This window comes from Actinomadura madurae, assembly GCF_900115095.1.
Lineage (GTDB): Bacteria > Actinomycetota > Actinomycetes > Streptosporangiales > Streptosporangiaceae > Spirillospora > Spirillospora madurae.
Genome location: NZ_FOVH01000013.1, coordinates 49,163 through 61,943, shown reverse-complemented (window position 1 = coordinate 61,943; position 12,781 = coordinate 49,163). Strand labels below are relative to the sequence as shown.

Below are 12,781 nucleotides of genomic sequence, written 5' to 3'. Positions count from 1 at the left end.
TTCAGTCGATCGAGGCGAGCAACGCGCGCACCGCCGATCCGATCCGGGCCATCGGGGCCGCCCGGCCCATGTCGCGGTGCTCGCAGTCCACCTCGTGCTCGTGCACCTCTCCCTCGACGAACGGCTTCCACGCCGTCGCCGACAGGCCGTCCCGGTCCCCGCGGACCGCGGTGAAGAGGTGGGCGTCCCCGCTGACCCGCGGTGGGGCGTGGTCCAGCAGGATCTTGTAGTTCGCGGCGAACACGTCGACGATGCGCCCGATGGTGACCTCGTCGAGGCTCGCCAGCGCGCTGCCCTCGCGGCGGGCGAGCCACAGCACGGTCGTGCGGTCGATCGGCCCGGTCACCGCCTCATCGGACGGCAGGTCGATGAAGTGCAGGAGATCGGCCAGCAGGTCCGCCTCGGTGCCCGCGTGCCGCAACCGGGAGGGGACCCGGGGATGGGTGTCGAGCATCGCGAGGAACTCGACCCGCTCTCCCTGCTCCTGGAGCCGGGCCGCCAGCGCGTGCGCCACCAGGCCGCCGAAGGACCAGCCGAGCAGGCGGTACGGCCCGGTGCCCCGCACCGACCTGATCACCGTCAGGTAGCGGTCCACCATCTCGTCCATGCCGCGGCTCGGCGGCAGGCGGCCGGTCAGCCCGCCGGCCTGGATCCCGTACACCGGCTGCTCCGCGTCGAGATGGGGCAGCAGCCTCGCGTACGACCAGCCGATCCCGCCCGCCGGGTGCACGCAGAACAGGGGCGGCCTCGACCCGGATTCGCGGAGCGGCAGCAGGACCTCCAGCGCGCTCTCCCGCCGGTCGAGCCCGAGCAGCCGGGCGAGCCGGCCGGGGGTGCCCGCCTCCACGATCGACGCGATGGGCAGGTCGTCGCCGAGCGTGAGGCGTATCCGGCTCGCCAGCCGGGCGGCGAGCAGCGAGTCCCCGCCGAGCTCGAAGAAGTTGTCGTCGATGCCGACCGCGGGCAGCACGAGCACCTCGGCGAAGATCCTGCACAGGACCTCCTCCTGCGGCGTCCGGGGCGCGGCACGGGAGCCGCGGGGCACGAACCGGGGCGCCGGCAGCGCGCCCAGGTCGAGCTTGCCGCTGGCGGTCAGCGGGAGCGCGGGGATCGCCACCACGGCCGCCGGGACCATGTAGTCCGGGAGGGCCTCGGCCACCCTGCGGCGCAGGCCCGCCGCCGAGACGTGGCCGTCCTCGACCGGCACCGCGTAGGCGACCAGGTACGCGGTGTCCCCCATGCGCCGCAGCCGCACCCGCGCCTGCGCGACCTCGGGGTCGGTGAGGAGCACCTCCTCGATCTCGGCGGGCTCGATCCGGTATCCGCGGATCTTGATCTGGTCGTCCGCGCGGCCGTGGAAGTCGAGCATGCCGTCGGGGCGCCGGCTGGCGAGGTCGCCGGTGCGGTACATGCGGGAGCCGTCCGAGCGGAAGGGATCGGCGACGAACCGGGCGGCGGTGAGGCCCGGCCGGCGCAGGTATCCCCGCGCGAGCCCGTGCCCCGAGACGAACAGCTCCCCGACCGAGCCGACCGGCGCCGGCCGCAGGCGGTCGTCCAGCACGTACGCCCGGGTGTTGAGGATCGGCCGGCCGATGGGGGGCCTGCCCGCCCCCGGCGGCAGGCGCGCCATCGTCGCGCACACCGTGCTCTCGGTCGGCCCGTAGCCATTGATCATCAGCCGGCCGCGCGACCACCGGTCAGCGACGCCCGCGGGGCAGGCCTCCCCCGCCACGATGAGCGCGAGGTCCGGCGGCAGCCGGTCGGGCCCTTCCTGGAGGGGCAGTACCGCGGGCGGCAGCGTGGCGTGGGTGATGGACTCCCTGGTGACCACGTCGGCGAGCGCCGCCCCCGGCATCAGCCGCTCCTGCGGCGCGAGCACGAGCGTCGCGCCGTGCAGGAGCGCCATGCAGATCTCGGACACCGCGGCGTCGAAGCCCAAGGAGGCGAACTGCAGGACGCGGCTGGCCGGCCCGACGCCGAACTCCTCCGCTTGGGCCGCGGACAGGCTCGGTATCCCGCGATGGGTGACGACCACCCCCTTGGGACGACCCGTGGAGCCCGAGGTGTAGACCACGTAGGCGGGATGGCCGACGTGCAGGGGCGCGACGCGGTCCCGGTCGTCGGTGAGGTCCACCGGTGAACGGCCGGCGGCCTCGCCGTCCAGTGCCGCGAACGGCAGGACCCGGCCGTGCCGCCCGAGGTGCGGCGGGGACCCGTCCGCGGTCAGCGTCAGCGCCGGCCCGGCGTCCTTCAGCATTCCGGCGACGCGGGGTGCCGGGTGCGACAGGTCGACGGGGAGCACCGCGCCGCCGGCCTTGAGCACGGCGAGCATGGCCACGATGACGTCGATGGATCGCGGTATCGCCAGGGCGACGACCTGTTCCGGGCCGATCCGCCGGTCCACGAGGGCGCGGGCCAGCCGGTTCGCCCGCGCGTTGAGCGCGGCGTAGCCGCAGTCACGGCCCTCGAAACGGAGGGCGACGGCACGGGGGGTACGCGCCGCCTGCGCCTCGAACAGGGCCGGGAGGGTCGCCTCCGGGAGTTCCCTGTCCGTCTCGTTCCATGGGGCGAGCGGCCGCCCGCCGACGTCCCGGCCGACGGTCAGCGTATCGGGTCCGGGCGACGCGGACTGGCTCATGCACTCTCTCCCACTGGCTGGGCGGCCGCGACGGGCCGGACGGATTCGGGGCCGATGTCGGCGAGCGCGCGAAGGCCCGCGAGGGCCATGGCGTCGGTCAGCTCGCCGAGCAGGATGTCCAGCACGTCCGTCACTCCCTGGGCGGCGCCGACCGCGAGGCCGTGCAGGACCGGCCGGCCGAGGAGCACCGCGTCGGCGCCGAGCGCGAGCGCGGCGAGCACGTCCCGCCCACGGCGCACTCCCCCGTCGAGCAGGACGGGGACGCGCCCGGCCACCGCCGCCGCGATCTCCGGCAGGACGTCGAGGGTGGCGGGGACGCCGTCGAGCTGCCGGCCGCCGTGGTTGGACACGACGATGCCGTCCGCCCCGGCCTCGGCCGCCCGCACCGCGTCGGTGCCGGTGAGGATCCCCTTGAGCAGGATCGGCAGCGCGCTGACCGAGCGCAGCCAGTCCACCACCGACCAGTCGAGGTCGGGGGCGAACTCGGCCCTGGCGTGCGCGGCCGGCACGGTGAAGTCGTGGCCGTCGAGGTTGGCGGGGACGATCCCCTCGGGAAGCCGGAACCCGTTGCGCAGGTCGCGCAGCCTCCGGCCGAGGCGGGGCGCGTCGACGGTGAGGACGAGCGCCTCGAAGCCCGCGCCCTCCGCACGTTCGATGATGCGCCGCGTCATCGAGCGTTCGCGCAGGCAGTAGACCTGGAGCCAGAGGGGGCCGCCGGCGCCGGAGAGCTCCCGAAGGTCGCGTCCGGCGAAGGTGCTGATCACGACGGGCACGCGGGCGGCCGCCGCCGTCCCGCGCACGGTGGCGAGCTCGCCCAGCGGGTGGGCCAGGGTCTGGTAGGCCAGCGGGGCGATCGCCACCGGCGCGTCCCAGGCGCGGCCGAGGATCGTGGTCGCGGTCTCGGGACGGCCGGCGCCGCGCAGGACCAGCGGCCGCAGCCACCGCCGGTCGAACGCCTCGACGTTGGCGGCGAGGGTCCGTTCCTCACCGGCGCCGCCCTCGAAGAAGTCCCAGACCGCGGGGTCGAGCCGGGCCCTGGCCGATCGCGCGAAGTCGTCGAGCGTCAGTCTCATCGCCGGGGAGCTCTTCAGTCCTGGGCGATCGGGTCGCTCGCCTTCCGGCGCTCCACGGCCTCGTAGAGGGCGTGGATGTTGTTGCTGCCGAAGGTGCGGGCGCCGCGGCGGTCGATCAGTTCGTAGAAGAGGGTGCCCCTCGGGTGCCGCGACTCGGTGAAGATCTGGAGCATGACCCCCGAGTGGTCGCGGTCGGCCAGGACGTTGAGCTCGCGCAGCGCCTCCACCGGGACGTCGATCGGTCCGAGGCGGGACGGCAGCATGTCGTAGTAGCTCGGGGGCGTGGTGAGGAACCGCACGCCCCTCTCGGCGCTCTCGGCCACGGCGGTCAGGATGTCCTCGGTCAGGAACGCGATGTGCTGGACCCCGGCGCCGTCGTGGGCCGCGACGAACGCGTCGATCTGGCCCGGGTCGCGGGTGACGTCCGGCTCCAGGATCGTGAGGGTCAGGCGTTCGGAGCGGCTCTGGACGACCTTCGAGTCCATGGCCTGGGAGCCGACGACGATCCGCTCCTCGAAGATCTGGCGCAGGCCGAAGACCTCCTCGTAGCGGCGCACCGTCTCCCCGAGCGTGCCCGCGGGAACGCAGACCGCGATGTGGTCGACGTCCGTGACCAGGCCCCAGCCGGAGCGGCCGCAGCCGGTCTCCTCGATCAGCGGGGCGAAGGGGCCGCCCGGCAGGTCGCGGGAGACGAAGCGGTGCTCCACGTCGCCGAACCCGGTCACCGAGGCGAAGCAGACCCGGGCGCCCTCGGGACCGAAGGTCTCCGGCGGGGCGACGGGGGCGGCCCCGCGCTCGACCGCCTCGGCGAACGCGGCCTGCGCGTCGTCGACGCGCAGGGCGATCACGCCGACGCCGTCGCCGTGCCGCGCGACGTACTCGGCGGCACGGCTGTCCGGGCTGGTGGCCGAGGTCAGCAGCAGGGTGATGCCGTCCTGCCGCAACAGCACCGACTCACATCCGCGAAGGCCCGTGTGGGCTCCACCGCGGCCTGCCAAAGCGAAACCGAACTGGTCGCGCAGAGCGGTGGCCGCCTCCTCGGCGTCCTCGACGAATAACTCGATGTGATCTATCGAGCGGATCTCCATGTGTCACCTCCAGGTCGCGCGCCGGCCGGCTCTGGCGGCGGTGCACTGCGGATCGTGCTCATGACGGCCGCCTTCCGAAGCGGCCGGCCTTCTCCAGGACGTCCTCGCTGTAGAGCCGGAGCGCCTGCTGCAGCGCGAACTCGGCCATGTAGAGGCGGAACTCGTCCTCCGGCTCCGCCGCGAAGTTGAGCATGTGCCGGTTGGCCGCCACGGCGGGGCCGCGTGAACGCGCGAGGACGCGTTCGACGGCCTCGTCCAGCTCGTCGCTCTCGTGGACCTCGTCCACCAGCGGGCGGGCGTCGGCCTCGGTGGCCCGGATCCGCCGGCCGCCGAGGATCACCTGGCGCGCGAGCCGATGGCCCGCGGCGCGCGGGAGGCGGAGGTTCGCGGCCCCGGGGATGATGCCCTCCTGGGCGGCGGGCAGGCTGATGTAGGCGTCGGCCGCGGCCAGGACGTGGTCGAACACCAGCAGCAGCTGGGCGCCGCCGCCGATCGCGAACGTGTCCACGGCGGCGACCCACGGCTTCCCGGCGGCCGGGGAGCGCCACGCCGCCGGGCCGTCGGTGCGCACGCCGCGCACGATCTTGTGGATGTAGCCGAGCTCGCGCCCCAGGAGGAAGCCGGCCAGCGAGATGCCCCCGGCGTGCAGCGCCTTCAGGTTGATGCCGGCGCTGAACACCCGCCGCCCGCGGTGGCGGGGATGGGTCATCGTGCCGCCGCGCAGCAGGCACACCTCCACGGCCGGGTCGAGCTGCGCCAGGTCGACGGCGGTCTCCATGTCCGCGACCTGGCGCTCGTCCTCGGCGTTGAGGCAGTCGTCCCGGCACATGGTCAGCCGGGCCACGCCGTCGGCGCGCTCCAGGGTCACCGATCCGAGGTCGGCCGTTCCGGTCGCGGTGAACTCCGGCAGCAGGGCGAGAGCGCGCGGTGTCGGGCGCAGCATCGCGTCGACCAGGTGGGCGCCGGCCGATCGCGAGCGCAGCACACCGCGGAAGAAGATGCCCTGGTCGATCTCGTGGCCCTCCTTGGCCGCCTGCGGCCTGGCGCGCTCGGCCGCGAGCCGTTCCGCGCCGGGGACCAGCCCCGGAAAGGCCAGGGCGGCGGCCTCGGCGAGCTCGGCCACCCGCAGCCGGCGTGTGCGGCCGGCGGTGAGCTCGTCGTAGACGGCCTCGGCATGCCGGTCCATGAACCGGGAGCGCAGCGCGCGGGCCGACTCCAGGGCCGACGCGGCGGCCAGTCTCTGTTCCGGCGACCGCTCCCCCGGCTCGGGCAGGCCCGCCAGCAGGTCATCGACCCGGGTCGCCGCCTCCGCGAGCTCGGCGCGGGCGGCGTCCAGGCCGGACGCCTCCGCGCGAGGAGCGCTCCGCGTCCGGTGGTCGGCGGCGGTCACGACGCGGCCCCGACGGCGGCGCGGCGCAAGACCCGGTCACAGGCCGCCAGATGGGCGCCCAGCGCCTCCTCGAAACCGGTCGTGGACGCCTCCGACATCAGCTGCCGCCGGATGGCCAGCTCGGATCCCGGCACGGCCGTCACCTCCACGGCCGCCAGGGCGCCCTCCGGGTCGTCGGCCACCTCGTCCACCAGATGCAGGGCGAGCGCGTCGGCGGCGGCGACCGGGGTCCCGAAGAGCACGGCCCGGCGGATCGGCGCGGCGGCCGCGCCGCGCTGCGCGAGGCGGTAGAGCGCCATCCCCGGCCAGGTCGTCCCCGCCAGGACGGAGGGCACCAGGCGCACCGCGGGGGTGGCGATGCGGTAGTCGGTGGCCAGCAACGCGTCCAGGGCCGGCCCGCCGCAGTCGCCGTCGGCCACGGCGACCGTGACCGCGGGCAGGCGCTCCAGCCGGCGCAGCGCGCGTTCCCACTTGCTGACGAGATCCACCGTCAGCCCCGCCGGCCCGGGCCCGCCGGGCGCGCCCGACACCCGGAGGACGACCCTGCTCGCGCCGGCCCGGTCCTCCGCGGCGTCGCAGACGGCGGCCACGGAGGCCACCATCCCGGGCGTCACGGGCCCGCGCCCGTCGATGGTCAGGGGCAGGTCACCGGGCGCCCGCGCGGGCAGATCCCCGATCGTCTCGTACTGTGCGTTCGTCATACCGCCGCCCCCGTCACCACTGCACCAGTGCCGTCTCGATGGTCGATCCGGGTCCCATGGCCATCAGGACCCCGTACTCGCCGGGCCGGGTGACGCGTTCCCGGAGCAGCCGCTCGTAGGAGAACAGGAACGAGCCGCTCGACAGGTTGCCGTAGTCGCGCAGGACGCCGGTCGTGTGCCGGACGTCGTGGCGGGTGAGGCCCAGGTTCATCCGCACCGCGTCGATGACCTTCTTGCCGCCGGAGTGCACCAGCCAATGGCCGATGTCGCTGCGGCGCAGGCCGGCGCCGGACAGCAGCCGCGCGACGACGTGGCCGGCGTTCGCGCCGACCACGTACGGGATCTCCGGGGCGAGGTAGAAGCTGAACTTGCCCTGCGCGTCGTCCCAGTCGTAGCGCATCGCGCCGATCGCGTCGCCGATGAGGTGGCCGGCGAAGCCCAGGATGCGGGGACCGGCGGACGCGTGCCCGGCGGTCGTGTCCGCGCCGTCCGAGGGGCCGGCGACGAGGGCGACGGCGGCGGCACCGTCGCCGAACAGGCTGTTCACCACGGCCGTGCGCATCGTGCCGTCGATGACGTAGCCGGCCGAGCACGCCTCCGCGCACAGCATCACGGCGACCTTGCCGGGGTTGGCGGCGGCCCAGCCGGCGGTCGCGTTCAGCGCGTTGAGGCCGCCGTTGCAGCCCATCCCGACGACGTCGACGCGGACGACGCCGGGCGGGATGCCCGTGTCGCGGATGAGGTAGGCGCTCAGGCCCGGGCTGAGGAATCCCGTGGTGGTGACGCAGCACAGGTAGTCGATGTCGGCCAGGCCGAGGCCCGCGTCGTCCAGGCAGGCCCGGACCGCCTTCGCCCCCATCTCCAGGGCGTGGGCCTTGTGCTTGGCGAGCAGGTCGCCCTGGGCCTCGGTGACGCGGCCGCCGCCGGCGTCCCGCGGGGGGAGCACGAGGTGGCGCCGCTCGATCGCGCTGTTGAGGAAGACGGACCGGACCCGGGGATCGGTGATGTCGAAGATGTCGAGGATCTCGCGCTGGGAGTAGGACGTCTCCGTGGTCGCGGTGCCGATGCCCACGATCCTGGTGGCACCGGCCGATAAGGAGCGATCGGGCGCGGCGGGACCGGACGCCGGCGCCCGGACGGTGATCGTCATCGGAACGTCCACCCCCACATGCGGGGCTTGCTGCGGACGGGGACCACCGCTGTGAGCATGTCGGCGCCTGCCTTCCGGTGTGTGGTGGTTGCGGGATCGGACGCGGCGGGCGGCGCGGGGGTGCGCCGCCCGCCGATGGCATGGGGGCGCGGCCGTCACCAGCGCCATTCCTGCCGGCCGTAGAGGTGGCCGGCCGGGATCCCCCGGTCCTTGCACCAGGTCAGGAACTCGTCGATCTGCTTGATCTGGTACGTGTCCTCGTCGTAGGTGGTGGCCATGACGTGGCCGAGCCAGGGTTCCTCGCCCATGGCGTACACGTACGCCGACCCGGCGCCGAGCTCGGTCATGATGGCGGCGGCCTGCTCGGCGTTGGAGCCGGAGAGCTTGCGCGAGTCGCTCATCTTCTTGGTGACCGGGATGGTCAGCAGCGCCTGGTAGAGCCAGGTCAGCGGCGCGCCGTCGCACTCCATGCCGAGGAAGGCCATGTCGGCGACGCCCAGGTGCTGCCGCACGTGGCGGTAGAGCGACGGGGCGATGCCGGAGGAGTCGGCGCCGACGTAGATCTTCTTGCCCGCCAGCTCGACCCAGTACGTCGACTTCGCCCGGATGTCGAGGTCGCAGTGCTCTCCGAGGAACGGCGTGGCGGTGACCTTGCCGCCCGGGAAGTCGACCTCGTCGAAGTCGTCGACCTCCGTGACGGAGAACCCCAGGTGCTTGAGCATCAGGCCGAGGGACGGGTCGGACAGGTTGCCGCGGGACGCGCGCGGCACGACGACGCTGCCGACCCGGCCGCGCAGTTGCAGCAGCGTCTCGAGCACGATGTGGTCCTGGTGCCCGTGGGTGATCAGCACCAGGTCGATGCGGTCGGGGAGGTCGTCCAGGGTGTAGCGGTCCCCGGCGGAGCTGTCCGCGCTGATGAACGGATCGGTCACGATGGCGGCCTGCGGCGTCTGCAGGACCAGGCAGGCGTGCCCGAAGTAGCGCACGCGGCCGCCGGCGTCGATGTGGCGGTCGGGGGCGAGGGCGGGCCGCTCGGCGAGCATTCCGGAGAGCCGTTCGGTCTGCGCGTCGTCCAGTTCCAGCGCCTCGCGCAGGTGGCCGAGGGTCGTGGGGTGCACCCTGGCCTTGAACAGCTCCTCCAGACCGGGGTGGCGGAAGGGGATGCCGAGTTCGAGGACGTCCGGTGACGGCAGCCGCGGCGTGCTGAGGACGAACGGCCGCTCGATCCCGGTCTCGAACGACAGCTGCACCGACTGGCGCGACTCCTGGTAGAGGTCGGTGGTGTAGGCGACCGGCTCCATGAAGCGCATCTGCGCCTGGTTGTCGGTGTCGTAGGCGAGCTCGACGAGACCGCTCACCTCCGGGGGCAGCTTGTCGTACAGCGGGGTCAGGTCGAATCCGGTGGCATTGGCGCGCAGCGTTTCCTGGCCCTCGGCGACCGCCTCGGCGAACCGCAGGATATGCGCCCGGTCGCGCTTGATCCCGGCGAGCAGGTCGCGCACCTCGTCGGCGCGCTCCGCCGGGATGTTGACGAAGTAGCCGCCGCGCAGTTCCGGATTGCCGCTGGCGGCGATGTGCACCTGGGGGGACTGCAGGTACGACTCGAGGAGCGGCACCTGGAGGAACGCGAGATTCATCGCCGATTGCACCGGAGCCACCGTGTACGGCCAGGCGATAAACCGGTCCAGCAACGGCTCGACAATGACCTTCGACTTGAGGAACAGCGGCTCATCGGCCATCTGCGGCCTACCTCCGATTGAAAAGATATGGATGCAGACCGGACCATACTCTGCACTTTCCGTTCCTGGCCCGGGTGTTCAACTGCATCCGCGCGGCAGTTGAACGGGCAGGAGGGGCGGATACGGTCCATGGTATTGATCGGGTGGCCTGTGACGCCGTCACTGCCATTTTTCCGCTCCCAGACGATGGGAAATGACAGGTCTCTATGCCTTTTGTCAAGAGCAACGGAATCCGGCTCTCGTATCGGCGGTCGGGCCATGGAGAGCCAGTGCTTCTCATCATGGGGTCGTCCGCCGCGGGACATGTCTGGTCCATGCATCAGACGCCGGCGCTGAACAGGGCCGGATACGAGACGATCACGTTCGACAACCGGGGCGTCGCGCCGTCGGACGCGCCCGAGGGCGACTACACCCTCGCCGAGATGGTCGCCGACACCGCGGGACTGATCGAGGCGCTCGGCCTCGGCCCGTGCCACCTCGCCGGGGCCTCGCTGGGCGCCATGATCGCGCAGGAGCTGGCGCTCGGCCGCCCGGACCTGGTGCGCTCGGCGGTGCTGATCGCCCCCCGGGCCCGCTCCGACGCGTTCCGGCGCGCGCAGTCGGCCGCCGACCGGGAGCTGCACGCCAGCGGAGTCCGGCTGCCGCCCGGGTACCGGGCCACCCGGGCGGTGCTGGAGATGCTCTCGACCCGGACGCTGAACGACGAGGCCGCGGTCGCGACCTGGCTGGAGGTCTTCGAGGTCTCCGGGAGCGACACCGCCCATGGGCAGCTCGCCGCCGTCGAGACCCAGGGAGACCGGCGCGCCGCGCTGCGCGGGGTCACCGTGCCCTGCCGGGTCATCGCGTTCTCCGACGACCTGACCTGCCCGCCCCACCTGGCCGCCGAGGTCGCGCACGCGATCCCCGGCTGCGACCTCGTGGAGATCCCCGACGCCGGTCACATCGGGTACCTGGAACGCCCCGACGCGGTCAACGCCGCCATCATCGAGTTCCTCGGCCGCGAGAGCGGGACGGCGCCCGCGGTCAACGGCGCGGGAGTGAGGCGGGCGCCATGACGACGCCCGGCGGCTCCCGCATGGGCCCGCTCAGCCTCCGGCCGGCCCATGAGGCGGTGCCCCGCCGGCGCGTCAAGCGCGGGACGATGCGGCGGATGCTGCCGTACGCGCGGCCCTACCGGTGGCAGATCGCGCTGCTGCTGTCGACCACGGTCCTCGACGCCTGCATCGCGGCGGCCAGCCCGCTCGTCCTCAAGCTGATCATCGATCGCGGCATCGCGCGGGAGAACCTCTCCCTCGTCGTGGGGCTCAGCCTGGGGCTCGCGGGGCTCGCGCTGGTGGCCGCCGTGGCGAGCTTCGTCCAGAACCGGGCCTCGGGCCGCGTCGGCGAGGGGATCGTCTACGAACTGCGCACCGCGGTGTTCGCCCATGTGCAGCACCAGCCGCTGGCGTTCTTCACCCGCGTGCAGACGGGAAAGCTGATCAGCCGGCTCAACGCCGACGTGATGGGCGCCCGGCAGGCCCTGACGATCCTGCTGTCCCAGGCCCTGTCGGCGCTGCTGACCCTGCTCCTCGGGCTGGCCGCGATGTTCTACGTGTCCTGGCAGATCACGCTGGCGGCGCTGGCGATGATCCCGCTGTTCCTGATCCCCGGGCGGAAGATCGGGCACCGGCTGCAGCGCCTGTCCAGGGCGGTGATGGAGCAGGACGCCGAGATGAGCTCGATGATGACCGAGCGGTTCAACGTCGCGGGCGCGCTGCTGGCCAAGCTCTACGGGCGGGTTCCCGAGGAGCGGGAGCTGTTCGCCGCCAAGGCCGGCCGGCTGCGCGACGCCGGCGTCACGGCCGTGACCTGGGCGCAGTTCCTGCCGATAACCGTCATGCTGCTCACCTCCTTCACGACGGCCCTGGTGTACGGCCTCGGCGGCGCGCTGGCCATCGACGGCGCGCTCGGGGTCGGGAGCCTGGTCGCCATGGTGGCGCTGCTGCTCCGGTTGTACGGCCCCATCAACCAGCTCTCCAGCATGCAGTCGTCCGTCATGACGGCCCTGGTGAGCTTCGACCGCGTCTTCGAGGTGCTCGACCTCCGGCCGCTCGTGGCGGAACGGCCGGGCGCGCGTGCCCTGCCGGTCTCCGGGCCATCCGATGAGGAGGGCCGGCCCGGGGGCGGCGCGTCCGGCGTCGAGTTCGAGAACGTCTTCTTCCGGTACCCGGCCGCCGAGGAGGTGTCGCTGGCGTCGCTGGAGTCGGCCGCGCAGCCCGCGACCGACCGGGTCGGCGCCTCCCGCGGAGTCCTGCACGACCTGAGCTTCCACGTCCCGGCGGGCACGCTCACCGCGCTGGTCGGCCCGTCGGGCGCCGGCAAGACGACCATCACCCATCTGGTGCCGCGCCTGTACGACCCGACGTCGGGCACGGTGCGCATCGGCGGCCACGACGTCCGCGACCTGACCTTCGCGTCCCTGGGCGAGCACGTCGGCGTGGTCACCCAGGACGCGCACCTGTTCAACGACACCCTGCGCGCCAACCTGCTGTACGCGCGGCCGGACGCCGGCGAGCGGGACCTCGTCGAGGCGTGCAAGGCCGCGCTGATCTGGGACACCATCGAGAGCCTTCCCGACGGGCTCGACACCATGGCCGGCGACCGGGGCTACCGGTTCTCCGGAGGGGAGAAGCAGCGGATCGCGCTGGCCCGGCTCCTGGTCAAGGCCCCGCCCATCGTCGTGCTCGACGAGGCCACGGCCCACCTGGACTCGGAGTCCGAGGCGCGGATCCAGCGGGCGCTCACGACGGCCCTCGCCGGCCGCACCTCGCTGGTGATCGCGCACCGGCTGTCCACCGTCCGGGAGGCGGACCAGATCCTGGTCATCGACTCCGGGACGGTCCGCCAGTGCGGGACGCACGACAGCCTGCTGGCCGAGGGCGGCCTCTATGCCGACCTGTACCACCGCCAGTTCGCCGGCCAGGCCGCGCAGCCGGCGGACGCCGGAGAGCGATGAGAGGGCA

At 73.4% G+C, this 12,781-nt stretch carries 9 protein-coding genes; 2 read left to right on the top strand and 7 right to left on the bottom strand.

What is annotated here, in order from left to right:
• Nucleotide 1: 1 nt before the first annotated feature.
• The 7 genes from BM339_RS31125 to BM339_RS31095 all read right to left on the bottom strand — a co-directional run bounded on the left by BM339_RS31125 (nucleotide 2) and on the right by BM339_RS31095 (nucleotide 9,779).
• The gene (locus BM339_RS31125; RefSeq protein WP_075023189.1) at nucleotides 2-2,638 is read right to left on the bottom strand and encodes an amino acid adenylation domain-containing protein; all 2,637 of its coding nucleotides are present in this window, start codon (nucleotides 2,636-2,638) and stop codon (nucleotides 2-4) included.
• Nucleotides 2,635-3,711 carry an alpha-hydroxy acid oxidase gene (locus BM339_RS31120; protein ID WP_075023188.1) on the bottom strand — a complete coding sequence of 359 codons (1,077 nt, stop codon included), beginning with the start codon at nucleotides 3,709-3,711 and terminating at the stop codon, nucleotides 2,635-2,637. Before BM339_RS31120 ends, BM339_RS31125 begins: the two co-directional genes overlap by 4 nt.
• A 14-nt stretch (nucleotides 3,712-3,725) precedes the next feature.
• A complete protein-coding gene (gene hppD, locus BM339_RS31115) occupies nucleotides 3,726-4,799 on the bottom strand; it encodes a 4-hydroxyphenylpyruvate dioxygenase (RefSeq protein WP_075023187.1) in 1,074 nt (357 codons plus the stop codon).
• A 58-nt stretch (nucleotides 4,800-4,857) separates the two neighbouring features.
• Nucleotides 4,858-6,189: a (3,5-dihydroxyphenyl)acetyl-CoA 1,2-dioxygenase DpgC gene (gene dpgC, locus BM339_RS31110; protein ID WP_075023186.1), complete on the bottom strand. Its 1,332-nt coding sequence runs from the start codon at nucleotides 6,187-6,189 to the stop codon at nucleotides 4,858-4,860.
• Nucleotides 6,186-6,890, bottom strand: a complete 705-nt coding sequence (gene dpgB / locus BM339_RS31105) for an enoyl-CoA-hydratase DpgB (protein ID WP_075023185.1) — start codon at nucleotides 6,888-6,890, stop codon at nucleotides 6,186-6,188. The genes dpgC and dpgB overlap by 4 nt, the downstream gene beginning before the upstream one ends.
• A 13-nt stretch (nucleotides 6,891-6,903) precedes the next feature.
• A complete protein-coding gene (gene dpgA / locus BM339_RS31100) occupies nucleotides 6,904-8,040 on the bottom strand; it encodes a 3,5-dihydroxyphenylacetyl-CoA synthase DpgA (RefSeq protein ID WP_075023184.1) in 1,137 nt (378 codons plus the stop codon).
• Between the two features lie 155 nt (nucleotides 8,041-8,195).
• On the bottom strand, nucleotides 8,196-9,779 hold the full coding sequence (locus BM339_RS31095; RefSeq protein WP_021598978.1) for an MBL fold metallo-hydrolase: 1,584 nt from the start codon (nucleotides 9,777-9,779) through the stop codon (nucleotides 8,196-8,198).
• A 206-nt stretch (nucleotides 9,780-9,985) separates the two neighbouring features.
• Here BM339_RS31095 and BM339_RS31090 point away from each other — a divergent pair, with 206 nt between their 5' ends.
• Both BM339_RS31090 and BM339_RS31085 read left to right on the top strand, forming a co-directional pair.
• Nucleotides 9,986-10,834 carry an alpha/beta fold hydrolase gene (locus BM339_RS31090; protein WP_024933946.1) on the top strand — a complete coding sequence of 283 codons (849 nt, stop codon included), beginning with the start codon at nucleotides 9,986-9,988 and terminating at the stop codon, nucleotides 10,832-10,834.
• Nucleotides 10,831-12,774 carry an ABC transporter ATP-binding protein gene (locus BM339_RS31085; RefSeq protein ID WP_075023183.1) on the top strand — a complete coding sequence of 648 codons (1,944 nt, stop codon included), beginning with the start codon at nucleotides 10,831-10,833 and terminating at the stop codon, nucleotides 12,772-12,774. Before BM339_RS31090 ends, BM339_RS31085 begins: the two co-directional genes overlap by 4 nt.
• The last annotated feature ends 7 nt before the right edge of the window (nucleotides 12,775-12,781 follow it).